The organism is Methanimicrococcus blatticola (assembly GCF_004363215.1).
Taxonomy (GTDB): Archaea; Halobacteriota; Methanosarcinia; order Methanosarcinales; family Methanosarcinaceae; genus Methanimicrococcus; species Methanimicrococcus blatticola.
Genome location: NZ_SNYS01000010.1, coordinates 36,250 through 62,423 on the forward strand (window position 1 = coordinate 36,250; position 26,174 = coordinate 62,423).

The 26,174-nt window shown below is 42.9% G+C and carries 26 protein-coding genes; 21 read left to right on the forward strand and 5 right to left on the reverse strand.

All coding sequences use genetic code 11. From position 1 onward, the window contains the following. The first annotated feature begins 3 nt into the window (after positions 1-3). The 15 genes from C7391_RS06850 (at position 4) to gdhA (ending at position 12,316) form a co-directional block, all read left to right on the forward strand. Positions 4-216: a V-type ATP synthase subunit K gene (locus tag C7391_RS06850; protein ID WP_133517817.1), complete on the forward strand. Its 213-nt coding sequence runs from the start codon at positions 4-6 to the stop codon at positions 214-216. Positions 217-274: 58 nt separating this feature from the next. Then, positions 275-826 (forward strand): V-type ATP synthase subunit E, encoded by a 552-nt coding sequence (locus tag C7391_RS06855; protein ID WP_133517818.1) that lies wholly within the window; start codon positions 275-277, stop codon positions 824-826. Between the two features lie 6 nt (positions 827-832). Further along, positions 833-1,993 (forward strand): ATP synthase A1 subunit C, encoded by a 1,161-nt coding sequence (gene ahaC / locus C7391_RS06860; protein ID WP_133517819.1) that lies wholly within the window; start codon positions 833-835, stop codon positions 1,991-1,993. Continuing rightward, positions 1,993-2,295: a V-type ATP synthase subunit F gene (locus C7391_RS06865; RefSeq protein WP_133517820.1), complete on the forward strand. Its 303-nt coding sequence runs from the start codon at positions 1,993-1,995 to the stop codon at positions 2,293-2,295. The genes ahaC and C7391_RS06865 overlap by 1 nt, the downstream gene beginning before the upstream one ends. After that, on the forward strand, positions 2,286-4,031 hold the full coding sequence (locus C7391_RS06870; protein ID WP_133517821.1) for an ATP synthase subunit A: 1,746 nt from the start codon (positions 2,286-2,288) through the stop codon (positions 4,029-4,031). The genes C7391_RS06865 and C7391_RS06870 overlap by 10 nt, the downstream gene beginning before the upstream one ends. A 1-nt stretch (position 4,032) precedes the next feature. Beyond that, positions 4,033-5,412, forward strand: a complete 1,380-nt coding sequence (locus C7391_RS06875; protein ID WP_133517822.1) for a V-type ATP synthase subunit B — start codon at positions 4,033-4,035, stop codon at positions 5,410-5,412. 5 nt (positions 5,413-5,417) lie between these two features. Beyond that, positions 5,418-6,053: a V-type ATP synthase subunit D gene (locus C7391_RS06880; RefSeq protein WP_208107081.1), complete on the forward strand. Its 636-nt coding sequence runs from the start codon at positions 5,418-5,420 to the stop codon at positions 6,051-6,053. Positions 6,054-6,836: 783 nt separating this feature from the next. Then, a complete protein-coding gene (locus tag C7391_RS06885; RefSeq protein ID WP_133517824.1) occupies positions 6,837-7,298 on the forward strand; it encodes a hypothetical protein in 462 nt (153 codons plus the stop codon). 12 nt (positions 7,299-7,310) lie between these two features. Beyond that, the gene (locus C7391_RS06890) at positions 7,311-7,838 is read left to right on the forward strand and encodes a hypothetical protein (RefSeq protein ID WP_133517825.1); all 528 of its coding nucleotides are present in this window, start codon (positions 7,311-7,313) and stop codon (positions 7,836-7,838) included. Positions 7,839-7,872: 34 nt separating this feature from the next. Continuing rightward, positions 7,873-8,292 (forward strand): hypothetical protein, encoded by a 420-nt coding sequence (locus tag C7391_RS06895; protein WP_133517826.1) that lies wholly within the window; start codon positions 7,873-7,875, stop codon positions 8,290-8,292. Positions 8,293-8,316: 24 nt separating this feature from the next. Beyond that, positions 8,317-8,847, forward strand: coding sequence for a hypothetical protein (locus tag C7391_RS06900; protein ID WP_133517827.1), 531 nt, complete (start codon positions 8,317-8,319; stop codon positions 8,845-8,847). A 199-nt stretch (positions 8,848-9,046) separates the two neighbouring features. Beyond that, entirely contained in the window at positions 9,047-9,565 is a 519-nt protein-coding gene (locus C7391_RS06905) for a matrixin family metalloprotease (protein WP_208107082.1), read from the forward strand. Positions 9,566-9,574: 9 nt separating this feature from the next. Further along, positions 9,575-10,252, forward strand: a complete 678-nt coding sequence (locus C7391_RS06910; protein WP_133517828.1) for a cell surface protein — start codon at positions 9,575-9,577, stop codon at positions 10,250-10,252. 103 nt (positions 10,253-10,355) lie between these two features. Next, complete coding sequence (locus C7391_RS06915) at positions 10,356-10,772, forward strand: hypothetical protein (protein ID WP_133517829.1); 417 nt, start codon at positions 10,356-10,358, stop codon at positions 10,770-10,772. A 197-nt stretch (positions 10,773-10,969) separates the two neighbouring features. Continuing rightward, positions 10,970-12,316 (forward strand): NADP-specific glutamate dehydrogenase, encoded by a 1,347-nt coding sequence (gdhA, locus tag C7391_RS06920; protein ID WP_133517830.1) that lies wholly within the window; start codon positions 10,970-10,972, stop codon positions 12,314-12,316. Positions 12,317-12,451: 135 nt separating this feature from the next. Here gdhA and C7391_RS06925 read toward each other — a convergent pair whose 3' ends face one another. The 5 genes from C7391_RS06925 to hisD form a co-directional block, all read right to left on the reverse strand. Then, positions 12,452-13,168, reverse strand: a complete 717-nt coding sequence (locus tag C7391_RS06925; RefSeq protein ID WP_166627442.1) for a 3'-5' exonuclease — start codon at positions 13,166-13,168, stop codon at positions 12,452-12,454. Between the two features lie 183 nt (positions 13,169-13,351). Beyond that, positions 13,352-13,501, reverse strand: a complete 150-nt coding sequence (locus C7391_RS08365; protein ID WP_166627443.1) for a hypothetical protein — start codon at positions 13,499-13,501, stop codon at positions 13,352-13,354. A gap of 229 nt (positions 13,502-13,730) precedes the next feature. Then, entirely contained in the window at positions 13,731-15,257 is a 1,527-nt protein-coding gene (locus C7391_RS06930) for a flippase (RefSeq protein ID WP_133517832.1), read from the reverse strand. 73 nt (positions 15,258-15,330) lie between these two features. Continuing rightward, positions 15,331-16,062 carry a glucose-6-phosphate isomerase family protein gene (locus tag C7391_RS06935; protein WP_133517833.1) on the reverse strand — a complete coding sequence of 244 codons (732 nt, stop codon included), beginning with the start codon at positions 16,060-16,062 and terminating at the stop codon, positions 15,331-15,333. A 64-nt stretch (positions 16,063-16,126) separates the two neighbouring features. Next, positions 16,127-17,413 carry a histidinol dehydrogenase gene (gene hisD / locus C7391_RS06940; RefSeq protein ID WP_133517956.1) on the reverse strand — a complete coding sequence of 429 codons (1,287 nt, stop codon included), beginning with the start codon at positions 17,411-17,413 and terminating at the stop codon, positions 16,127-16,129. A 237-nt stretch (positions 17,414-17,650) separates the two neighbouring features. Here hisD and C7391_RS06945 point away from each other — a divergent pair, with 237 nt between their 5' ends. The 6 genes from C7391_RS06945 to C7391_RS06965 all read left to right on the forward strand — a co-directional run bounded on the left by C7391_RS06945 (position 17,651) and on the right by C7391_RS06965 (position 25,875). Then, the gene (locus C7391_RS06945; protein ID WP_166627444.1) at positions 17,651-20,677 is read left to right on the forward strand and encodes an oligosaccharyl transferase, archaeosortase A system-associated; all 3,027 of its coding nucleotides are present in this window, start codon (positions 17,651-17,653) and stop codon (positions 20,675-20,677) included. A 339-nt stretch (positions 20,678-21,016) separates the two neighbouring features. Then, the gene (locus C7391_RS06950; RefSeq protein ID WP_133517835.1) at positions 21,017-21,280 is read left to right on the forward strand and encodes a hypothetical protein; all 264 of its coding nucleotides are present in this window, start codon (positions 21,017-21,019) and stop codon (positions 21,278-21,280) included. Positions 21,281-21,383: 103 nt separating this feature from the next. Then, positions 21,384-22,649: a class I adenylate-forming enzyme family protein gene (locus C7391_RS06955; protein WP_208107083.1), complete on the forward strand. Its 1,266-nt coding sequence runs from the start codon at positions 21,384-21,386 to the stop codon at positions 22,647-22,649. A 12-nt stretch (positions 22,650-22,661) separates the two neighbouring features. Then, positions 22,662-23,003 carry an AMP-binding enzyme gene (locus tag C7391_RS08470; RefSeq protein WP_279526731.1) on the forward strand — a complete coding sequence of 114 codons (342 nt, stop codon included), beginning with the start codon at positions 22,662-22,664 and terminating at the stop codon, positions 23,001-23,003. A 6-nt stretch (positions 23,004-23,009) separates the two neighbouring features. Beyond that, positions 23,010-25,040 carry an ABC transporter ATP-binding protein gene (locus tag C7391_RS06960; RefSeq protein WP_133517836.1) on the forward strand — a complete coding sequence of 677 codons (2,031 nt, stop codon included), beginning with the start codon at positions 23,010-23,012 and terminating at the stop codon, positions 25,038-25,040. A 1-nt stretch (position 25,041) separates the two neighbouring features. Further along, on the forward strand, positions 25,042-25,875 hold the full coding sequence (locus C7391_RS06965) for an energy-coupling factor transporter transmembrane component T family protein (RefSeq protein WP_166627445.1): 834 nt from the start codon (positions 25,042-25,044) through the stop codon (positions 25,873-25,875). The last annotated feature ends 299 nt before the right edge of the window (positions 25,876-26,174 follow it).

Here is a 26,174-nt window from a genome sequence, read left to right on the forward strand (position 1 = left end):
TCTATGGAATTTACAACAGAAGGTCTCGCAGCATTATCAAAAGCAATCGCAATCGTCGGTACAGGTTTCGCATCCGCATGGGCTGAAAAAGTCATCGGTGCAGCAGCAGTCGGCGCAATGGTCGAGAACGAATCCCTTTTCGGTAAGGCACTCGTTTTGACCGTTCTTCCGGAAACCATCGTTATCTTCGGTCTCGTCGTTGCAATTCTTATCTAAATTCGAAAACTTAAGAGCGGGGATCATGTGTCTCCGCCCTTAATTTAAAGGTGTTAGCATGGGACTGGAAATCGTATTAAATGATATTACTGAGGGCGCCAAAGCAGATGTCCGACGTATCAACGATGAAGCGAAATCGACTTCTGACTTGATTATCGAAGAGGCACGCCAGGCTTCCAAAGAAGCACTGGGGTCCCGTCTTGCCGAGGTTGAAGAAAAACTCGAACAACAGCGCCAGCAGGTATTATCAAGCGCCAATTTAGAGGTCAAGCGTATTGCTTTAAACAAACGTAAAACCTTATTGGATCAAGTCTATGGTCAAGCCCTTGAGCGAATTGAAGATTTGCCTGCCGACAAAAATGAGGAATACCTCAAAGCGTTGATTGAAGCGAATGAAAAAGACGGTCACCGGATTTACTCTAATAAAAAATCAGAAAAAATCGTCAAGAAACTCTCATCCTTGGAATACGGCGGAAATATCGACTGTATCGGCGGTATTGTTATCGAAAACAAGGAAGGAACAGTTCGCTTGGATTTTACATATGATTTGATTATCAAGAGTGCTTATGACCGTTCATTGAAATCTATCTCTGATATTCTCAACGGGTGATTACAAATGCTGAATACGCAAAAGATTAGGGAAATTTCGGAATACGTGCAGGATCAGCTGCCGGACTCCGTCTCCAAACACATTCCTTCCCGTCTGCCGGCATTTGGAAAAGGGTCATCCAACTATCCGTATGCGGTCACCCGTATTCGTGCAATGAGAGTCAAACTTTTCCCCCGCGATGCGTATCCCAGATTCTTAAACATGAGTTTGGATGAAATTACACGCAAAATCGGGGAATCCGAGTACAAGCAAGATATCGACGAACTCTCCAGAGAGTACACCGGTGTCAACTTGATTGAACATGCGTTAAACAGAAACATGGCGGAATCTTCCCAAAAAGTCTTACGAATTACGGAAGGCGAACCCCATGAACTTGTCCGCGAATATCTTCGTGTTTTCGATATTGATGACATTAAGACTATTCTCAGAGGCAAGCTGCACAACATTCCCGAAGACCAAATCTTACAAGCTTTGGTGACGGGCGGCGCACTTCGCTACACATTCTTATCCGGCTTGGTCACCAAGAACGTTGATGAGATTATTGCATCATTCAGCGACTCTCCTTACGGTCCGATTTTGAAGAGATTTGACGGAACAAACTTCCCTGAAATCGAAAACGAATTGGACAAATTCTATTATGAGAATCTTTTTGAAGCAATCGGCTTGCCGAGTTCTGCAGACCGTAAACAGTTTGATCAGTTTGTTCGCAGAGAAATCGATATCAAAAATTTAAGTTTGCTTCTCCGTGTCAAAAAGTATGAAGCCCTTGAAAATGCAGAAAGTGAAGGAACACAATGTATTATTGAAGATGTTTCTTCTATGATGATTCCGCACGGCCTCGCATTGGATACGGACAAGTTGAAGAGTTTATGCTATGATGATTTCATTGAAGCACTTCGTTTAACGCCTTACTGGGATGTTATCAGCGCTGTTCTCGAAAACGCGGATCTCAAATCCGTTTCTTTGACAGATGTTGAAGCACGCCTCACGAGGTTCAACTTGACGAAAGTAACCGAAAATTCTCGTCGTTTCTTGATTTCAATTATTCCGATTTTGGAATTCATCATTTACAAATCCAACGAAGTCCGTAATTTAAGAATTATCATTCGCGGAAAATCGGTTGGCATGGACAATGAATTAATCAAAGACCGGTTGGTGATTCTTTAATGGAAATATCAGTAGTTGGAAGCAGTGATTTCGTAACGGGTTTCCGGCTTGCCGGTATCCGTAAAGTTTATGAAACAGACATCGAAGGCGTTGAACCTGTTGTTCGCGCCGTTTTGGAAGATAAAGATGTCGGCATCCTTGTTATGCACAATGATGATGTTTCAAAACTGCCGGAGTCACTCAAAGCGTCATTGAACGCTTCCGTTCAGCCGACCGTTGTTACGCTTGGCGGTTCAGGCGAAGGCTCGACGAATTTAAGGGATAAAATAAAACAGGCGGTAGGTGTTGATCTTTGGAAGTAAAAGGTAAAGTTTATCGAGTGGCGGGACCTGTGGTTACCGTGGTCGACTTAGACACAAAGATGTACGATGTGGTTAAAGTCGGTCATGAAGGACTCATGGGCGAAGTCATTAAAATTGTTGGAAACAAATCCATCATCCAGGTTTACGAGGAAACCTCCGGTATTAAACCCGGCGAACCTGTCGAAAATACAGGTCTTCCTCTCTCAGTTGAACTCGGACCGGGTTTGCTTGAAAGTATCTATGACGGTATTCAAAGACCCCTCAGCGTCTTGAAAGACGAAATGGGCAACTTCATTAAAAGAGGAGTGTCTGCTGACGGTCTGGACCACGACAAATTCTGGGAATTTAACGCATGTGTCAAAAAAGGCGACACTGTGAAGCCCGGAGATGTCATCGGTACCGTTCAGGAAACCGAAAACATTGAACACCGTATCATGGTGCCCCCGAACATGGAAGGCGGCGAAGTCGCTGAAATTAAGAGCGGCAAATATACGGTTGACGATGTCGTTTGTAAATTGAAAGACGGAACGGAACTGAAAATGGCCCACAGATGGCCGGTCAGAGCACCCAGACCCGTTACCAAAAAATTAGCTCCGAAAATCCCCTTGATTACCGGTCAGCGTGTCCTTGACGCAATGTTCCCGGTCGCAAAAGGCGGAACCGCAGCTATCCCCGGACCGTTCGGTTCCGGTAAAACTGTGACGCAGCAGCAGCTTGCAAAATGGTCTGACGCAAACATCGTGGTCTACATCGGCTGTGGTGAACGCGGCAACGAAATGGCGGAAGTTTTGAACGAGTTCCCGGAACTCGAAGACCCGCAGACAGGACGCCCGCTCATGGAACGTACTGTTTTGATCGCCAACACGTCCAACATGCCTGTGGCTGCTCGTGAAGCATCCGTTTACACCGGTATCACAATTGCCGAGTATTTCCGTGACATGGGTTACGACATTGCTTTGATGGCCGACTCAACTTCCCGTTGGGCCGAAGCTATGAGAGAAATTTCATCCCGTTTGGAAGAAATGCCCGGTGAAGAAGGTTATCCGGCTTACTTGTCCGCACGTTTGGCAGAATTCTACGAACGTGCCGGTGTGGCTCAATCTCTCAATGACGCAACAGGTTCTATCACTGTTATCGGTGCGGTTTCTCCGGCCGGCGGTGACTTCTCCGAACCTGTGACGCAGAACACACTCCGTATCGTGAAAGTGTTCTGGGCTTTGGATGCAAAGCTGTCACAGAAGAGACACTTCCCTGCGATTAACTGGTTAAACAGTTACACGCTTTATCAGGAAACTTTGGCACCGTGGTTCACGGAAAACGTGGCTCCTGACTGGAACGACCTTCGCGGAAAAGCAATGGAAATCCTCCAGCTTGAAGCTGAATTGAACGAAATCGTTCAGTTGGTCGGATCTGACGCATTGCCGGAATCTCAGCAGGTTTCAATGGAATCTGCCCGTATGATTCGTGAAATCTTCCTTCAGCAGAACTCTTTCCACCCCGTTGACACATACTGTTCATTTGACAAACAGTACAAGCTCCTTAAGAGCATCATGAGATGGGACGAACTCGCTGCGAAGTATTTGGCTGACGGCGCACCCGTTAAAGCATTGGTTGCTATGGATTCCAAAGCAGAATTGGGTAAAATCAAGTACGAAGAAAACTTCGACGCGATGCTTACGGATGTCATGAACAAGATGGAAGCGGAATTCGCAGAAATCGGCAGCGGAGGTTATTAAAATGGTCAAAGAATACAAGACGATTACACAAGTCGCAGGTCCGTTGATTTTCGTTGAGAAAACAGAACCTGTCGGTTACGGTGAATTCGTGAACATCCGCTTGGCCGACGGCACCATCAAAAGAGGAGAAGTTTTGGATACCTCTGAAGATGTCGTCGTTGTTCAGGTTTACGAAGGTACCGGCGGTCTCAACAAAGACTGCGCTGTGACATTCACAGGCGACAGTTTGAAACTCCCGGCATCAATCGACCTTCTCGGAAGAATTTTGTCCGGTTCCGGTCTGCCCAGAGACGGCGGTCCGCAGATTGTTCCTGAAAAAATGATGGACATCTACGGCGCTGCAATGAACCCGTACTCCCGCGCACAGCCGGAAGAGTTCATTCAAACCGGTATTTCTACCATTGACGGTACCAACACGTTGGTCCGTGGTCAGAAACTCCCGATTTTCTCAGGCTCCGGTCTTCCGCACATGGAAATTGCTCTTCAGATTGCCCGTCAGGCACAGGTTCCCGGCTCAACCGAAAAGTTCGCCGTGGTTTTCGCCGCAATGGGTATCACCAATGAAGAAGCACAGCACGCCATGGCAGACTTTGAGAAAACAGGCGCTCTTGAACGCGCAGTCGTTTTCCTCAACCTTGCAGACGACCCGGCCGTCGAGCGTTTGATTACGCCGAAGATGGCATTGACGACAGCCGAATATTTGGCTTATGAGCACGATATGCACGTTCTCGTTATTTTAACAGACGTTACAAACTATTGTGAAGCTCTCCGTCAGATGGGTGCTGCTCGTGAAGAAGTTCCTGCAAGACGCGGTTACCCGGGTTACATGTACACTGACTTGGCCGGTATCTATGAGCGCGCCGGTGTTATTAAGGGCAACAAAGGATCCGTTACTCAGATCCCGATTTTAACAATGCCCGGCGATGACATCACGCACCCGATCCCTGACTTGTCCGGTTACATTACTGAAGGCCAGATTGTGGTTTCTCAGGAATTGCACAGAAAAGGCATTTATCCGCCGATCAACGTTTTACCGTCCCTTTCCCGTTTAATGAACTCGGGTATCGGTAACGGTAAGACCAGAGAAGACCACAAAGCGGTTTCTGACCAGCTTTATGCCGGTTACGCCGAAGGCCGTGACCTCAGAGGTCTCGTCGCGATCGTCGGTAAAGAAGCTTTGTCTGAACGTGATAAGAAGATTTTGGAATTCGCTGACTTGTTCGAAGATCAATTCGTTCGTCAGGGTCGTTCCGAAAACAGAACTATTGAAGACACTTTGCAAGTCGGTTGGAATATTCTTTCCAGTTTGCCCAAGGCATACCTCGGAAGAATTGATAACAAGTACATTGACAAGTATTATCCGGAAAACAAAGCTGAGTGATGGTAATGGCAGTTCAAGATGTAAAGCCGACTCGTTCCGAACTTCAGGATCTCCAAAAGAGAATCAAGCTCTCTCAAAACGGTTACAAGCTGTTGAAAATGAAGAGAGACGGTTTGATTTTGGAATTCTTCAAAATCCTGAATCAAGCACGAGGGGTTAGAGAAGAGTTGGATGCAGCGTATGCAAACGCTGTTGAAAAAGTCAACTTGGCCTCAGCCGTAGACGGGTCCTTTACCCTCAAATCGGCCTCTTTCGCTGTCGACGCCGTTCCGACCATTGAACTCAAAAGCACCAACATTATGGGTGTCGTGGTTCCGAAAATTGAAGGATCCGATGTCCACAAGGCCCTCCACCAACGCGGTTACGGTCTTGTCGGTACAGACGCCTATATTGATGACGTGGCAGACGCTTATGAAATTCTCGTTGAGAAAATCATCGTCGCCGCTGAACTTGAAACAACCATGAAAAGACTCCTCGACGACATCGAGAAAACCAAACGCCGTGTCAACGCGTTGGAATTCAAAGTCATCCCCGAGTTTCAGGAACAAGTCAAGTTCATCCGTCTCCGCCTTGAGGAAATGGAAAGAGAAAGCATGTCAAGTTTAAAGAAAATTAAGAAGAAGAAAGCCGCTCAGGCTTAATTCAGCAGAAGAGTCTTTTTGACTTTTCTGTTTCTTTTCTATTTTTGATTATTATTTTGTTCATTATATCGTTTTTATTTAACTTTCCTTGTCGGGCAAGTTTACGCTTCATTTTTTGTTCTATTCTACTTTTGTATCATTTGTGTGTCCCATCCCAACACACTTATATAATATTTTAAAAATGTTTTAACTGTTATATTCTTAAAACCGAATCTTGATTGGGATTTTGACTCTATTTGGTGAATAAAATGATTGCCGTTGCTGAAATTTTAATATTAATCGTGTTGGTGCTTTTGATAGCCGTTCCGTTTTACATATTTTATAATATTGTCAAAAAGGCAGCTCAATAAAAAAGGGATGAATTTTACAATGAATTTATTTCGAATTTTAACAGCCGTTTTGTTTTTGGCTCTCGGTTTTATTATTTACATCGGGTTGAGTGATGAATCTTCCACGCATTATTTACTTCATTTAGGTCTATGGTCTTTTATTTTCATATCGTCTTTCTTTTTTGAAAGAATGTATCAGTTTATTTCTTCTGAAGAAAAGCCTGTGATTTGGAAAATTATATTCAATGTTTTTATTGCCGGTTCGTGGGCGATTATTTTATTTTACTTAAAATGGTCGGGTTTATTGACTTCAAATGATCCTTACTCCTTCGGCCGATTTATTTATGTCTTCGGAACCGTTGCTGTAAGTTGTTTGATTGCTTTTATGCTACTGAGTCTGACTTACTATCCGGAAAAACTTAGAGCGAGTATTTAATCATTTGAGGAATCCAAAATGACAGGTTTATTCAACCAAAGTGAAAATGTAAATACTCTTTTATTTGCGTTCATTTGGATAGTGTTTATTTTATCCGTAATCGGAATATTTTACGGGTATTCTGTTCACACAGCAGAATTGATATTTATTTTTTTATTGCTGGCCGGCAGCATTATTTACGGTTTTATTTCCAAGAATCCGGTTAAATCTTTTATTTTAGGGCTTTCAATTTGGCTTTCTTGGGTTTTTATCTCTACTTTTCCCAATATTTTAGAGTCGGGATACGGTTCAATATTCGAAAACCCATTGTCATTTTTAGGGGGTATGCTTTATTTTGCAGCCCTCGGTTCTTTGAACGGCGGTATCGGGTACTTTATCGCGGCAACACATTCCGATAAAAGGAGACAGTTATTGTATCGCGTCATTGCTTTAGCTTTACTTTTCGCGTCAGCAATGTTTTTTTTTGCGGGAATCAATTAACGGGGAAGGAAAATGGCAGGATTATTCAATCAAAGCGAAAAAACAAACAATATTTTGTTTGTTGTGCTGCTTCTCGGTCAGATTATTTCTTACGGGCTGTTTATCAGTTTTGTTTTTTATACCTCTAATTTGACGGTTTATTATTTTCAAGTCATCACATTGCTGATTCTGATTTTCGGTCCCGCTGTTTATACGCTGATTTCTCAAAATCTGAAAAAAAGTTTATTATTTTCATTACTTGTCCCCGTTATTCTATTCCTTCCGACGCATCCTTATTTGGAATTTTTGGAATCCATCCGGCCATTTTATTCAGTTGTTATTTTTAATCCGTCGGATATGGATTTATTATATTATAAACAAATTTTGCTTCAATATTCTGCGTTTGCAGTAGGCGGCATGTTGAGTTCAGTTTTAGCTTATTCCTATCAGCCGGACAAAGATGAAATTACTTGGAAAACTAAAATTCCGTTTAATTTGCTATTGCTTTTCTTTTTAGTCATCTACGGACTTTTCCTTATCTTTTCAGGGTTTTACAGATAAAAAATCTTATAAATCAATCACATGAGGACAAAATATGGCATTTAATTTTCAAAACAAAGACTTCAAAGATTTCGTTTTAGCAACCGTTTTGGTTTTAGCGTGCTTCTTAGGTTATGTATATCATCCGTATTTTTGGCCGGGGCAGTTCATCTTTTTAATTTTGCTTGTCGTAAATCCGCTTCTGTTCGGTTATGTCTCAAAAAGACAGATTATGTCTTTCATCGTGGGATTTCTGCCGCTCATTTTGATGGTTTTATATCGTATTCCCATGGCTTTTGTTTTTCCCGATCATGTTGTGGAAGAACTTATTACGATGTTTCCGGGCGCGCTTCTTCTCGGAATCGGCGGATATTTCGCGGCCCGAACAAACGGTGATAAGAAAATTTTGAATTTGGGAATCGGCGTTTTGTTTGTTTTGGCGATGATTGCGCTTTATTTGTATATCTATTTGTGATGGAGATATAATGGAGAAATGAAAATGGCAGGTTATTTCAATCAAAGCGAAAAAGTCAATAATATCGTTTTTATCGGCACTTTCCTTCTTTATGCGCTTTCCGCTTACATATATTCTAAAATTTATTTTCTGGCAACACCCTTCCCGAGTTTTGTTAAAATATTGGGAATCGGATACTTCGCAGCATTCGTCATTTTCGGCCCGTTTCTTTACGGTTTGTTTTCTCAAAATTTGAATAAATCGAAACTGTTCGGTATTTTGACCTCTTTCTCCTTTTTGTGGATGGTTTTTTCAGGATTCCACGTTATGGCCGTATATAGTCAATTTTATTTCAAATTCCATACAATGGTCGGCACGCATTTGTTTGCTTTTGTCACTTTTTTGATTCTCGGATATTTTTCAGCAATTGCGGGGGCAGTTTGGCATGAAGACAGCGGCACGATTCGTATTTTTTCCAAACAAATTCCTGTCAGTTCAACCGTCTTGTATAGTTTCCTTGCTCTCTCTATTGTGTTTTTCATTATTTGGACTTTCCCGGCTTGGACAAGTTTTTAATTTTTTCATTTAATTTTTGTTATTTCTTTTTCATTTATTTTTTTAATTCTATCTCTTTTTTAAAAATTTAAAAACACATATATTTGAGTCAGTCGTTTCTTTTTTTGTGATCCTTTTCTGAAAAACCTGGTCATCTTAATTATAACAACTGTCAGACGATTGTTTGATATACTTTGAAAAAATGTTTAAGGTGATATTCTTGTCGGGAAAAAATAAATTTAAAATTTTTAACCGGTCAGCAGCTTTACTTTTAATTCTGTTGTTGCTGACTGCGTTTGCAACGCCTGCTTTGGGCGCAACATCAAGTATCCAATGGTGGCACATGGTTGATTCAGGCAAACATTTGGATTGGGGCGGCAGTACGAAATATCAAAGCGATTTCAATTCTTCCGTTTCAACGTGGAATTCTCACAAATCCGGAGTTATCAGAAAAGACAGTCTCGTTTACATCCGTGATGTCACGATTTCAGATGTTTATTGGTCAAACGGAACAGTTGGTCTCGTTAACGGTGATAATAAAACAATGCAATTCAATACACGCCTTATGGATCCCATGAATTCAACCCGCCGAAAGAATGCCTGTCTTCATGAATTGGGTCATGCATTAGGATTGGACCACAACCAAAACGGTGATGTCATGTATGCATTTTCATCCAACGCGGTCAGTTTAACGGCAAACGACAAAGCTTCTTACAATGCTTCTTACGCAAGATATTAAGGTGATAAAATGAAAACATTATTTACAAAAAGAAACACATTCTTCTCATTTGCACTCATTGCTCTTTTAGTCGGGGCGGCAGCTGTAGCAGTTTTCTACGAACCGGCAGACAACAATGCTCTTAACGGCGGCGAACCGCAAATTAATCGGGTCCAAGCATCTTATATTGTCGATGTTTACAACCCTGCAGCATTAGTCGGCGATGTCGATTATGTTTTTGCCGCCAGAGTCGATAAAATGACCGGCAACACCTATAAAGATCCGGTAATGATTGAAGACGAATTCGGAAAAGAAACGATTGAAGTGACCAATTCGCACACGAATTATATGATTACCGTTCTTGATAACATCAAAGGCGAACTCGTTGTCGGTGAATCCATTCCTGTTGAAAAAGCAGGTGGTCTCAGCAAAGACGGCAAAACGATAACGCTTCACGAGAATGATTCTCTTCCCGAAGTCGGTAAAGTTTACATTTTCCTTGCTTACACCCAACCGGACGGAACGCTTCAAATTTCCGGCCCGAATTCAAACATTGAAATCGTTTCGTCCGGTTCTTTAAAAGCGGATTCAAACCTTTCTGTTAAAGATTCTTCTGAATATCTGAAGATGGTCAACGCATATGAAAACCAAATTATTCGCGAACGCGAAAGAACGGTTTCTAAGTATGATGTCAAATTTGAAAATTAAATGAAGAGATTTTCTCTCTTCTTTTTATTTTTTCATCTTCGACTTTTGGGGATTCGTTTTATTTATCAAATTTGATTTATATTATTAATATGGTGAGTCATTCATGGAATTTAAAACAAAAAAATTAATTGCAATAATCGGTATCGTTTTCTTCTTTTTGCTGATTTGTGCGGCAAGCATTTACGCTTATTCAAATCCGAATGAAACTTATTTTGCAGCTGCTTTTACTACTTTTGCAATCTCTTTTATGATTCTCTATTATTTCGGGAAAGGAAAAGTTGAAAAACGTCAAAAACATCTCGGTATTCAGCTTCTAATCATGGCGATTGTTCCGGCTATTTGGATTATTGTGACAATTTATCGCTGGTATGTCGGTTTGCCGTCATTCACTTCTGTTACAACGGGCGAAGCCGCGTTTATCGTTGTTTGGGTGCAAGCTCTTGTTTGGTTTATTGCTGGAATTATGATTGTAATCGGCAGTTATCACACGGATGAAATTGTTGAGAAATTAAAAAAATAAATTCGGATTAAAGACCTAATATTTTTTTGTTTTTATTTCTTCTCAATTGTTAACCATCAATCATCCAAAATTCGCCAAAAATCAAAATCTCAACCCTTTCAGGTTTACAAACCCTTGACAGATTCATATCTTCCGTTCATTGTAAACGATTAAATTTATTAACAATAACCTAAATTCAATTAATTGAGGTTATAATTATGGACGCTAAAAATTACGTTGAAAAGGTTTTGGAAGATGTCAAAAGACGAAACCCGGGAGAAGTTGAGTTTTATAATGCGGTGAATGAAGTTCTTCACACATTGATTCCGGTTCTTGAAAAGAGGCCTGAACTCATTGAAGCAGCGATTTTAGACAGAATTGTCGAGCCCGAAAGACTGATTTCTTTCCGCGTCCCGTGGATGGATGATGCCGGAAATATCCAAATCAACCGCGGATTCCGTGTTCAATTCAACGGCGCGCTCGGCCCTTACAAAGGCGGCATTCGATTCCACCCGACAGTCAGCCAAAGCATTGTGAAATTCCTCGGTTTTGAACAAATTTTCAAAAACTCCTTAACAGGTCTTCCCATGGGCGGCGGCAAAGGCGGTTCCGATTTTGACCCGAAGGGCAAATCCGATGCGGAAATCATGCGTTTCTGCCAAGCCTTTATGTCCGAATTATACAAGCACATTGGTCCTGACGTTGACGTCCCCGCAGGCGATATCGGTGTCGGCGGCAGAGAAATCGGTTTCATGTATGGCATGTACAGAAAACTTTCCAACTCCAGCAGCCAAGGCGTTTTGACCGGCAAACCGCTCACATTCGGCGGCAGTCTCGGCAGAACACCTGCAACAGGATACGGTCTTCTCTATTTCGCCAACGAAATGCTCAAAGACAAAGGCACAACTTTTGAAGGCAAAACCGTCGTCGTTTCCGGATCCGGCAACGTCGCCATCTACGCCATTGAAAAAGCGCAGCAGTTCGGCGCAAAAGTCGTGACTTGCAGCGATTCCGGCGGATATATTTACGACGAAGAAGGCATCGACCTCGCCGTTGTCAAACAACTCAAAGAAGTCGAAGCCCGCAGAATTAAAGATTATCTCGAATTCAGACCCAAAGCCAAATACGTCGAAGGCAGCACAAACGTTTGGGAAGTCAAATGTGATGTCGCGCTCCCCTGCGCCACGCAGAACGAAATCGACAAAGCGTCCGCCGATCTCTTGATTAAAAACGGCGTTCAATTCGTTGCAGAAGGCGCCAACATGCCGACAACGCTTGACGCGATTGCAGCATTCCAAAATGCAGGCATCTACTTCGGCCCCGCCAAAGCCTGTAATGCAGGCGGCGTTGCCACTTCCGGTCTTGAAATGACACAAAATTCAATGCGCCTTTCCTGGACCTTTGAAGAAGTCGACGACAAACTCAAAGGAATCATGCAAAACATCTTCGCCGCATCCAAGGCAGCTGCCAAAGAAATCGGTGACGAAGACAACCTTTTGGCAGGCGCAAACATCGCCGGTTTCCTGAAAGTTTCCGACGCGATGATGAAGCAAGGCCTCATCTGAACTGATTAATCTTAACAAAACGATTCAAAACGAAACCGGAAACTCATCCTCAAGTTTCCGGTTCATTTTTCTAAAAACGATTTTTATTCTGATTTTTAACTGTTTTTTTAATTTGATTTCCATTCTTTAAGATTTTCATTCTTTAAAAATGAGCGGGCGCGTTTCTTTCACTTTTTCCGGCTCATAAATCCGCTTTCCCTCTTTGAAAAAGTCCGGCAGCCGTTTGTTTTTTGATCCGAGAAGCTGAATGCAGTAAACGATGCCTTCAATCTTTTCGCCTTGCAATCCATGAACGCGGTGTACACCGATTAAATTAATATAATCCTCCAAATCATCCCGCTCGTCTTTCATGTGTTTGACAACTTCACAAAGTGCTTTGACATCATCAACGGCGCGGTGCGAATTCTCAACACCCTCAATCTGATAATAGTCAATTGCGTCTTTCAAAGAATGCGGATACGCTTTTCGATCCTTCAAAATCGTAAACGTATCCAAAATATCAAACGAAACCGGAATTTCTTTGCCGTATTTTTCCAACATTTTCAAAACAAAAGAAAGATCAAATTGCGCATTATGGGCGATAATCAGCGTTTTTTCTGCCGGATAAAACAGATCCAAAAACGCGTCAACTGCCGCATTCTCTTCAATACCTTCCGCTGTCAGCATTTCATCCGTAATATGCGTCAGCTCAACGATTTCCTCGGGAATCCTTTCGCCCGCGGGCAGTTTGATTAACAAATCAATTTCTTTCTCATCCGATTCCACGCCGTACTCATAACAGCGCACGGCAGCGAGTTCAATGATTTGATTCTTTTCAACCGACAAGCCGGTCGTTTCAACATCAATAAACACAATTTGTTCATATCTCGAAAAAATATCCGAGACTCGGCAGGAAGGATTGAATACGGTCATGGGAGATTTCCGTTAATTTGGTTTGAACTCTCAATTCTTTTTTGAGATTAAATAATTTCGTCAAAAACGGTGAAACCAGAATAATCATTTTTTAAAAAGCCGAGTGTCGGATTTCTTAATGTCTTAAAGGACGAGATGTTCGCGCGCGGCGGCGGTTTGGTCATAGCAGATGCGATTGGAATTTATGCCCCCGGCTGTAATAAAACGAATGCGATAAGGTGACAGTGCCCCGTTTGCATAGCAAACGGATGTGATACGAAAGAGGTGATACATACGGCAACGTAAACCTCCGACAATGCAAACCTGACCGGCAACACAAACCTGACGGTAGCAGCACAATCTCGGCAAAAGAAACTGTAATTGTTTTTTATTGAATCGTGGTATGAATCCGCAAATTTCCGTTCCTCATTCCATTCGGAACGTAAATTAGCGGTGGTTGTTTAGGGTTTGATTTCTTTTTTCAACCGAACTTTAGCTCAAAAATTGATAAAAGGAAGTTTAATCACAGCCATTTCGGCCACTTCACGCCGAATGATGTCACCATTTCCGCAACTTCGTCATGAATCGCTCTGTCGGCTTTGAGCATAATCAAACCGTAAAGCAAACCGCCGACGACAAAAGCTGTCAGTAAGTAAATCACATTTGTAATCGGCAGCACATATTTGAATCCCAAAAGGAAAACGCACATCAGAAGCGATGCGATCACCATTTTTAAAATGGATATCCAGTTGTAGCGGATGGGAATTACTTTCCTGAGCAGCAAATAGGCCAACGCCGAATTCAAAAGCATGGCAATGACGGTTGCCAAAGCGGCGCCTTCCATGCCGTAAACCGGAATCAGAACAATGTTTAGAATTACATTTGCGGTAATGCCGGCGGCAATTGAAAGAAAAGCGTATTTTGGGTGGCTGATTGCGTTTAAGCAAATGCTTTGAAGATACATGAAAACGGTGATGATTTGAATGAATGAAAGCAAAAATAATGCCGGGACGCCCGGAATGTATGCTTCACCGTAAAAGAGGGAAATGAAATCGTATCCTAATATCAGGAAACTGAAAAAGATTGGAATCGCCAGCATCAATGAAAGCGATGTTCCGCTGCGAAGGCCTTCTGTGATGTTTTCATATTGTTTTGTTTCATTCCACGCGCTGAATTTCGGATACAAAACCGCTTTGACAGAGGTTGCGGCAAGTCCTGCCAGCATTGAAAATTGATAAACGATTCTGTAAATTCCGGCATCGGTTTCCGTCATGTATCGGCCGATAAAAACAACATCAATATTTTGGTAAATCAAATAGCAACTCATCACCAAAAAAATCAGAACGGCGTAAGTTAAAATGCGCTTGAAATTTTCTTTTGAAAACTTCACCAGTTTCAATTGGTTGTAACGGTGCGCAAATATTGCCGCAAAAATCATGCCGACTAAAAAGCCTCCCATCAATCCGAATGAATGATAGCCGAGGTAAACGATTCCGATTTGGAAAAGTGATCGAACAGCGGTGTTTAAAAACAAAGACACTTGAAAAGCATTGATTTTTCCGTCAGCGTAAGCGGCATAAATTCGGCTGTTGTAAAAATAATCAATGAAAAGCGCCGCGATAATCCACCAAAATATTCCGGTTTCCATAATCGTTGATGTCGGGAAAATGACAGCGGAAATCAAAAGTCCTGCAACGCACAATATCAAGTAAACAGCTCGAAGTGCCATCGAGGCGGTATAATATTCGTTTCGCGCTTTTCCTTCACTGATGAGTTTAACGCTTGACTCTCCGATGCCGCTTTCTGAAAACAGGTAGAAGAGCGCGCTGTATGAAAAAAACAAAAAGTAAACGCCGACAATCGCAGGATTAACGACGCGCGTAAAATAAATCGTGCTCAAAAAACCGATGGCGGTTAATCCGAACTGAGATAAAAGGGAAACAAGCGTTTGAGAATGAACCGCATTTCGGTTGCCTGCATTCTCATTACCGCCATTCCCGTCTCCTTTCTTTTTTCCGATATTTGAAAAAATATCCGCCGTTTGAGCCATACCATCTAAAAAGCGTCGGCTGTATTAAAAGTTGACTGAATAAAAATATGAGTGGAATGAAGCCGATTTATTATCAAACTTCATAAAATGGTTTTTTAAATAAATCCGGATAGTTTTGAGGATTTACCAAAAAGTCCAGTTTTTTCAAATCATTGACCAAACCGTACATGTCAACGCCGGAATACAAATCAATTTCCGGATAGCTTTTCGGTTTGGCGTAAGAAATCGGCGGCATTTTATCGTAATTGCCGTTTTGAGCAATTCCGTCTTCCGTGATGTAGTAAGCCAAACCCGCTTTGCAGCGGACGGGCTCATATTCCGAACCAAAAGCGTCAGACACCCAGTTTGCCATGACAAGCTCTTCACTGTCGGCATTCACGGTCACATGCCCGTAATTCGGCGGAATCAAAACGACATCACCTTCATGGGCTTCAACAATGATAAAGTCGGACAAATCTTTCTTTTGAAGCAAATAGGTCGCTGTTCCGCGAATCACTTGGTAGACTTCGGGATAAGAAAGCATTTCCGCGCCGCAAGAATTTGGACAGGGATGATAGTGGCCGGCGGTTTTCACATATTCCGGACCGAGCATCGCTGGCGGAATCACCGTTATATCATAACGGAGCTGCGCTTCTTTCATTTTTTGAAGCTCCTCTTTTGATAAGTGCACCTCTCGATACATATCATAGAGAATTTTATCAGGGTATGAAATCCATGTCTGATCCATTAAAACATCAGTCATGTCCCTGATTTTTCTTGTGCTGTGCGCGGTTGAAACTTTTGAATAGTCCGGATGTGTCACCATGAGTGTTTCTCCAATCTCGTTTTTAATCGATTGTATTCCTATATGCTCTGATTTTTATAAATATTTACTCTTCAAAGCGTTTCCGAATCGCTTCAGCATGTTCAAAAAGGCCTTCCGTCTCAGCCAAATCAATTACAGCATCTTTAATTTCGCCGAGCCCTTCTTTACTGATTCTTTGAATTGTAAACGATTTCAAGAAATGTGCCGTGTTCAATCCTGAATACATTCGAACATAACCCGATGTCGGCAGAACGTGATTTGTTCCTGACGCGTAATCACCGGCCGGAACCGGAGCGTAATTTCCGACAAAAACAGACCCGGCGTTTTGAATTTGATTCAAAACAACGTCTTCCATGTCGGGGCTGACCATAATCTGAAGGTGCTCGGGTCCGAAATCGTTTGAAAATGAAATGCATTCATCCATGTTTCCGGTCATCAAAATGGCGGAATTCTTCAATGATGTTTCAATAATTTCTTTGCGTTTCGCCGTTCTTGATTGTTTTTCCACTTCGTCAAAAACAGATTTTGCAAGCTTTTCCGATGGCGTCACCAAAACAGAAACCGAATTCGGGTCGTGTTCCGCCTGAGCCAGTATGTCGGCTGCTGCCATCTTCGGGTCGGCAAAATCATCGGCGATAATTAAAACTTCGCTCGGGCCGGCCGGGAAATCAATTTCAGCGTAATCACGGATTTTCATTTTCGCATAAGTGACATACACATTTCCGGGGCCCACGATCTTGTCAACTTGCGGAATACTTTGTGTTCCGTATGCCATTCCGGCAATCGCCTGTGCGCCGCCCGTCTTGAAAATCTTGTCAACGCCTGCAATCTTACAGGCGGCAAGTGTCAGAGGGTGAACTGTTCCGTCTGCAAGCGGCGGTGTGCACACAATCACTTCGGTGACGCCGGCAACCTTGGCAGGCAGCGCAGTCATCAGCACCGTTGACGGGTAACTTGCGCGGCCGCCCGGGACGTAGCAGCCGACTTTGGAGAGCGGAATTGTTTTTTGACCCAAAACGATTCCGGGAGTTTCTTCAATGTACCAGATTTCTTTGGGGAGCTGCGCGGCGTGGAAACGGCGAATATTTTCAGCTGCTTGACGCAGGTGTTTTAACAAATTTGAATCTAAAGACGCGACTGCTTCTTCAATTTCGGCGGAGGTTACTTGCAATGATTTTAAGTCCGCTTTATCGAATTGCTTTGCGTATTCTAAAATCGCCGCGTCTCCGTTTTTTTGAACATTTTCCAAAATAGCGTCAACGGATGCGCCGACATCCGCAAGCCCCTTGCCGCGGGAATGCAATTTATTTAAATCCGAGTCGGAAAGCTCGGATAATTTTTTAAAAATCATAATTGAAACAATCGCCTGAACTTTCATAAACTTTACTCTTTTTTCAAATACGAAAAGCTTAAAGAGGCGGCGAGACAGGTTAAAATTAAATAGCTTGTATAGAATTATTGTTGTATTCATTATGGGTGTTTGATTCATTTTTGCCGCATTGCGTTTTTCAAGACGTTTCGACGGTTTGAATCAAAACTTTTTATTTGAGTATTTTTTATTGAGTATTGTATCATTGAGGTTATTATCTTGGCGAAAAGAACTATCCGTAAACAAACTTCTGAACGCCGCGCTTCTGATGATTCGGATACCGTCGTAACGGTTTCGGAAGAACTCACTGTTGAAAAATCCGCAGATGCGGATACCGTCACAGTGACCGAATCATATGAAGTCCGCGCTGATGAAGCGGCAGCGTCGCCGGAAGACGTGAAAAAGAAGCCGGAAAAGAAAGGCTTCCTGGACGAGTATAAAGACAAAAACAATCTGATTAAATGTGCTCTTTACGGTATCGGCGTTCTGCTTTCCGCATTGCTTGCCTTTTATATCCGTATTATTCCGCGCGACGGCGTTTTCATGGAAAACGGTTTCATCCGCTTCGGTGAAAACGACCCGTGGTACCACTGGAGAAACGTGGATTACCTGCTTCAAAATTTCCCGGACTTTTTATGGTTTGATCCGGCAACAACCTATCCCTACGGTACACCGCAGGCGTTTGCGCCTTTATATGACTACATCTTGGCAGCCGCTATTAAAATTCTGCAATTCCTTACAGGAAATACAACCGAAGCCTACGCAATGACCATTGCCGCTTACTGGCCCTGTGTTTTAGCAGCCTGTTGTGTTGTTGTCGTTTACTTTGTCGCAAAGAAACTTTTTGACAGCAGAAACGTCGGTCTCATGTCCGCTTTCCTTTTGGCGGTCGCGCCGGGTCAGTTCCTCTCAAGAAGTATCATCGGCTTCAATGACCACCACGTTGCTGAAGTTCTTTTCAGTTCACTCGTTATCTTATTCTTGATTTTCACGCTCTTAAAAGCCCGTGATAAAAACATCACCTTTGAAGAAATTTCCAAAGGAAATCTTTCCGCGTTTAAACCCATTCTGCCTTACGCTGTTTTAACAGGTATCGCAATGGCGGCTTATACGCTTGTTTGGGAAGGCGCTCTTCTTTTCGCGTTTATCATCGGTGTTTTCATTACCGTTCAAATGATGATTAACCATCTCAAAGGAGAAGGGACGGCTTTCATCGCCGCAACCGGTATCATCATTTTCGCCATTGATTTCCTGATCGTTTTCATTACGCCGCAGATCGGTGAATACAAATCGCTTCACATGATGGCGCTTGGCGCAGGTATCATTGCAATGATTCTCATGGCCGTTTTGTCTTACGCGCTTGAAAAGAAGGACTTGAACAAACTTTACTATCCGGGCATTTTGGCAGGCCTTGTGGTCGTCGCCGCTGCTGTCGGAAGCATTGTCTCATCAACTGTCAGAGACGCGTTGTTGGGTATTGTCAGCTTCTTTACAAGAACAGGCGGTGCAACAACAATCGGTGAAGCTTCTCCGTATTTCGGAAGCAGCGTAAATCCGTTGTTATTTACTGTTTTAATTGCCGCGTTCCTGATCATTTTACCGTTTATGGCAACGCCTTACATCAAGAAAAACAGTATTAAGAAAGGATTATTGGCCGGCTGGGCAATTTTGTTCTTTTTGTTGATTCTGGCATCCGGAAGCGCATTCAATTTATTCACGACTTTCTCTGTCATGGGCTACATTTGGATTATCGTGCTTCCGATCATGGCTTACATTGCTGTCAAAAACAACAGCATGGAAAAAACGCTGTTGGTTGTTTGGTCACTCCTTTTGCTTTGGGCTTTGGTCCAGCAGAACAGATTCAGTTATTACTTCGTCGTTCCGGTTATCATTTTGACATCCTGGGCCTTCATGGAACTCGCCCGCGCTGTTAAAGCAGACGAAGCCTGGACTCTCTTTAAGAAGAATTATCTCTCCAAAGAAGGACGCTCCAAAAAAGAAGAATCTGCTCCGGTTTACTCTTCCCACCAGGAAAGAGCCAAATCCAAACGCGACTCTTCTAAAGTTAAAGCCAAACAGGTCGACAACGGCAATGAAAAAATTGTCCTCGCATCCGTTGTTTTGGTCGTCGCGCTCCTTGTTCTTTTGGTTCCGACTTACACCATGACCTCTCAGTATGTTGCAGGCACCGGCGGTCCGAACGAGGCTTGGATTGAAACGTCTCTTTGGATTCGTGATAATACGCCTGAAATCGGATTGGACTGGGCCGGCTACTACGAAGAACCGCTTCAGGACATTGACGGTGACGGTGTCGCAGATACTGTTTCCGGTATCGGTATTGAGCATTTCGAGAATCAGGCGAGTATTGTTCCGTTTGATTATCCGGGACTCTCTTACGGTGTTCTGTCCTGGTGGGACTATGGTCACTGGTTAGAAGTCATCGGCGAACGCACTGTAAACGCCAACCCGTTCCAGTTTGGTGTCGGCGGCCGCCGCGGAAATGCCACGGATGAAATGATTCCGGGCGCAGCTCCGTTCTTCGTTGCCGAAACTGAAAAAGACGCAACCGGATATTTGATTGACATCGACCCGCGCGAAGACAAAGTCGGTGCCCGTTATGTCGTCACAGACATTGAAATGGCATCCGGTATGAGCAAATTCTATGCAATGACTGCATGGACGCTTGACACGGAAGACTATTATGTGACGTACAACATCAACGGCAACAACAGCACTTTCATCGGCAGTGACCGTTACTTCAATTCAATGGTTTACCGCTTGCACATGCAGGACGCTGTCGGTTTGGAACAATATCGTATGGTTTACGAATCTTTGATTTACAATTCTAATGACACCATGTCAAGACAGGAAATCTTCTACAAGCAGTTATTCAACCAGATCTATTCACAAAGCGTTGCCGAATCAAATACCGGTTACGTTAAAGTCTTTGAATACGTGGAAGGCGCCGTCATTAAAGGAACCGCTTCGGCAAACGAAACGGTTGAATTGACTTTGACGATTCAGACCAACCAAAACCGTATCTTCAACTACAACCAGACAGTTAAAGCAGACGAAAACGGCAACTTCTCTTTCAGAGTTCCGTATTCCACAACCGGCTCTGTTAACGGCGAAACCAACTTCGCGGTTAAGCCGATCGGCAACTACACCGTCAAATACGGTTCCGTCGAAGAAAGAATTGATGTCAGCGAAGACGATGTTTTAAACGGCAAAACCGTTACAGTCTAAGCAAAATCAGAATGCTATATTCGAAAATAATAAAATGAAACGGAATTTTTCCGTTTCTCTCTTTTCTTTTTTATTTCATTAATGACAACCGAATGGTGTTTTTGTTTATTCTTTCAATATTTTTCGGTTTAATCGACGTTCGGATTTTCGTAAAATAAGAGACAGATGTTCGAATTTTGACAAAAATAAATTAAATCCGAATCAACCGCCCGCTAATTTACGTTCCGAACTGAGCGAAGCGAAGAGAGGGACGGAAATTTGCGGATTCGTACCCGGCCGATACAGCAAAATCAATGTTTGGCTTTTCGAATTAAATCAATTCATCTGCTCTGTGTTATCGTGCGCAGTTGCGTTGCTGTGTGCATGGTCTGCGTTGCTGTGTTCATCTGCGTCTGCGTTGCCGTATGCATCTGCTTTTTTTATCACATCCGTTCGCTTACGCGAACGTGCCACTGCTACCTTACTGTTTGCGTTACTGCTGTTACCTTACTGTTTGCGTTGCTGTCACCATCTTGCTGCGTCGCGCCGCTGTGCTACTGTGCCGTCGCCACGCCGTCACACTACGCCACCGTCGACATTACCCGCATATTTTTTAAGATTTGAAAAAACGGAACCAGTTTTTATCTTTAATTGAAAACTTGTAAAGAGTAATGCTTATATATAATGCACATATCTGTTCATTATAGAACTTGAAAGGACATTGATTATGTTAAACATTACCACATTTTTAGATGCCAATATGCGCCGTCTTTCTAAAAATGTCTTCCATTGCCCCGAACGGGAGACATACTATACATCCGCTGAGATTCTTTCAATCGCGTCGGGACTTGCCGGGAAATTGAAAGAGAAAGGAATCGGAAAAGGCGACCGTGTTTTGATTTATTTGAATAATTCTCCGGAATATTTATTTTCATATTTCGCGATTTGGAGAATTGGCGCCGTTGCCGTTCCGACAAACCGCGTTTACACAAAATTTGAATTGGATTACATGATCCAAAATGCCGGCATCCGTTTGGTGATTACAGATGAAGACGGCGTGGATTCGTTTGAAGAAAGTTCGGATTTTTCGATTTTTATTCCGACGGGAATTGAAGAGATGCGGAATTATCCGATTTTGCCGCCGACGCAAACAGAACCCGAAGATTTGTGCCAAATCCAATACACATCAGGAACGACCGGAAAGCCCAAAGGCGCGATGCTGACACACGGCAACTGGCTGGCCGCCATTTCCAACGAAACGGATGTCATGGAATTTGTGGAATCCGATGTTTATTTGGGGATTTATCCGATGGGGCATGTCGGGCTCAGCTGGGGCATTGCTGCGCTTCAATCCGGCGCGCTTTACATCATGGTGGAACGCTACGAATTGGAAAATTATCTTCATTTGATTGAAAAGCACGGCGTGACCGCCCTTTCCGGAATGCCGCCCGTGATTCATTCGTTTGTCAATTGCCCAGCGGGAACGGAAGAACGCGTCAAAACCGTTCGGGAAATCATTTCAGGCGGCGGTCCGCTTCACAATGAAATTTGGAAAACGTTCCACCACCGATACAATATTCCGATTGTCAACGCCTACGGCCTTTCCGAAACGATTGTTATCGGAACGGGAACCGTCATTCGTCCCGTCGATTACGCGACCGCCGATAAATTCCAAAGTGTCGGGCACCCGGTTTGCTTCTCGGAAGTCAAAATCGTGGATGAAAATGATGCCAACCGCGAGCTTGCGCAAGGAGAGATCGGCGAAATCGCGCTTCGCGGACCGGCTGTTGCCAAAGGATATTACGGCATGCCGGAAGAGACAAAACAAGTCTTTTTGGCGGACGGATGGTTTTTGACCGGCGACATCGGGTATCTGGATCAAGATTTGCGCCTTTGTTTAACAGACCGTAAAAAAGATATGATTGTCATGTCCGGCTGGAAAATTTATCCGACGGAAGTGGAAGATGTATTTTTAAAAAGTGGACTCGTGTAGGATGTTGCTATAATCGGAGTTCCGGATATTCATAAAGGAGAAAAACCAATTGGATTTGTAATCTCAGACTGTGCTACACACAAAGAATTAAAAGAATATGCAAAAAAACATTTGGCAGGTTATAAAGTTCCAAGAGAGATTTGGGTTGTTAGAAATATCCCTCGAATAAATGGGTGGAAATTGTCAAGAAAGAGTTTAAAAAAACTATATGAAACTTTTTGGGAAAATAATGCAATTCCAATAGATGAAGAGATCTATGATATAACAATAATACTTAATGATCCAAAAAAATATCAGGATTATGTTATACAAGAAGAACTTAAAAACGAGTTAAGAAGATTTAAAAATTATTGATCACAAATGAAATCAAGAGATATCGCGCTTGTCGGCATATTACTTGCCGCGGGCGCCATTGCCAGATATATTTCACTATTTATACCGGGCGCAATTGTCGCGAATTTGACAATCGCATTCTACTGCCTGGCGATTATTTTAGTCGTTCCGAAATACAAGGAAACACTCGGCATCGGATTAGTGGCGGGCATTATTTGCGCCGTCTTCAGTCATTCCATATTCCCCCTCGGAAATTTGATATCAGAGCCGATTGGTGCTTTTGTTTGTCTGCTTGTTTACAAAATGATTAAAGACAAAACAAAATTAGCGCCCGCGATTACGACAGCAATTGCAACACCTGCAAGCGGGTTTACATTCATTGCAATCACTTGCTTGGTCAACATTGCAACAACGGGAGCAACGACCGCCATGATGCTGTCATTTGCAATTTCAATGATCCCGATTGTCGCGGGAGCCGTCGTCGTTAACGTTATTATTGTACAATTGATTGCGATGCCGGCAACAACCGTCATGCAGAAAACACATCCGATTCAAATCGGAACACATACAAAACCTGCCGATGAAAACGCGGTCATTAAATTGGAAAAGGTTCGTTTCACTTACAATGCCGCCGAGAAATTGGAAAAACCGGCACTGGAAGATCTTACGCTGGAGATCGGAAAAGGCGAATTTGTTGTCGTCACCGGTCCGTCGGGATCCGGGAAAACAACCTTCTGCCGAACCGTTACAGGCGTCATTCTTCATTCATACGGCGGAACCGTCAACGGTGAGATCACTGTGATGGGGAAATATGCCGACGAATACAAAGACATGGAAGAACTCAGCTCATATGTCGGCATGGTCTTTGATGATGCCGACGCGCAATTGATTTTCACGACCGTCGAAGAAGAAATTAAAACGGGTCTCGAGACCCGGAAATTGACGGCGTCTGAAATTGATGACAGGCTAAATGAATTATACAAAATGACAAACACGGAAATAATTAAAGATCAAGCTCCTCATGCGCTTTCGGGCGGACAAAAGCAACGTGTCGCCTTTGCCGCCGCGCTTTCTAAAGAAACGCCGATTTTGGTTTTAGATGAAGCGACATCCGAATTGGATAAAGAAGCGCGAAAACAAGTTTATTCTGTTTTGAAATCATTGACGGAAGCAGGAAAGACAGTCATTTTGGTAGAACACATGGTTGATGAAACCGTTGATTACGCGACGCGTCAGATTCGCTTGGAAAACGGAAAAATCATTTATGACGGCGTTCCGGTCAAAGATACGGCCGTGATTCCGGAATTTAAACGCGGGTCTGATGAAAGTAAAAAATGCATCATTTCTGCGAAAAATCTGGTTCATGTTTACGGCAGCAACCATTTGAAAGCTTTGGATGATGTTTCATTGGAACTCTTTTCGGGCGAAATCGTCGCTGTTGTCGGCGAAAACGGATCCGGAAAAACGACACTGATTAAGCACTTGAACGGTCTTTTGAGACCGACATCGGGAACCGTTGAAATTTACGGCGAAGATATTGAGAAATGCAGTGTTCCGAAAATATCGGAATATGTCGGATTGGTATTTCAAAATCCGGATACGATGCTCTTTGAAAATACGTGTTTTAAGGAAATTTCGTTCGGTTTGAAAAATATCGGAAAAGCAGATGATGACGCTGTTTTAAAAGCGCTTGATGAAGTCGGCCTTTTGGAAAAGAAAGATGTGAATCCTCGCCACCTCAGCCGCGGGGAACGACAGCGTCTGGCACTTGCCTGTGTTCTTGCGATGGGACAGCCTGTGTTGATTTTGGATGAGCCGACGACGGGATTGGATTTGAAAGAATCTTTTGAAATTATGGAACTTTTGATGAAAATCCGAAATGAAGGAAAAACCGTTTTAATGGTCACGCACAGTCCGAAAATCGCGGAAATTGCGGCGGACAGAATTATTGAAATGGAACACGGCAAGATTACAAAAATGACCGTCACAAGCGTTGATGATCACGGTTCCGGAGAAATTCTTGAAAGCACGGATATTGAAATTGCGGGAGGTGTCTGAAATGGATGACATTATGCAGTACACGCCCGGCAACGGATTGTTCCATAAATTGAATGCGATGACAAAGATTGTTTTTGCCGTCGGTATGCTGATTGCCGCGGTAATGACCGAAAATCAATCTATTTTAGCGGGAATGATTGTATTTATCGCAATTCTTGCGATTGTTTCCGGCCTCGGCAAGGCTTTGCTGAAGCAGCTCCCGATTCTGATTATTCTCGGCATTTTATTGGTATTGCTGACGATTTTGACAATGAAAAGCGGAGATGTTTTGTTTAATTTGATTCCAATCGGCGCGGGATATATTCCCGTAACGATGGGGGCAATCACGTTTGCCGTTACAATGATCCTCAGATTCACGGTTCTGATTTCATCATTCCAGCTGCTTGTCATTTCAACAAAGCCGAGTGAGCTTGTCAATGCGCTTTATGTTCTCCATGTTCCGAGCGATTACGCGCTGATGTTTTTGATTGCGATTCGCTTCATTCCGACATTGCAGCGCGAGGGCGTTCGAATCAACGAAGCTCAGCTTTCGAGAGGATACAATCCGGGAGGCGGTTTTATCGGGAAATTAAAGCAAACAGGTCCCGTCATGCTCCCGCTGATGCTCAATTCGCTTGCAAAAGCCGACACGCTCGGTTTGACGATTGATATGCGCGGATACAGAAAAGCCGCGGAAAATAAAAGAAAAATCAAATACAAAGCATTGGATTTGATGATGATTGCGATTGTTTCAGCCATTTTAATCTTAACAATTGCAATCGGTTTTGGTTTGATTGATTTCAATTCAATCGGCTTTGGTTTGATTGATTTCGGTTCAATCGGTTTATCGATTTAAACCGAAACATCATTTTATTTTTTTGAAAAACCCGAACGCCCGTTAAAATCTGAAAATAAAGAACCGATTTATTATCAGAAGTTTAGTTGGCGTTCGGTTTTATTAAATTAAAAAATTAATGTTTCCATTTTTGTAAAAAATGATTAAAAACCACACCAACCACCTCCAACGACGCGTTTCACGAACGAAGTGAGTGAAAGAAGGAGTTGGAGATTCTTCCCCCTCGTTGAATAAACAAGTTTATCAGATTTAATTTCACACGAAGAAAACTCTGATTTTAATTTTACATGAAAAAAATC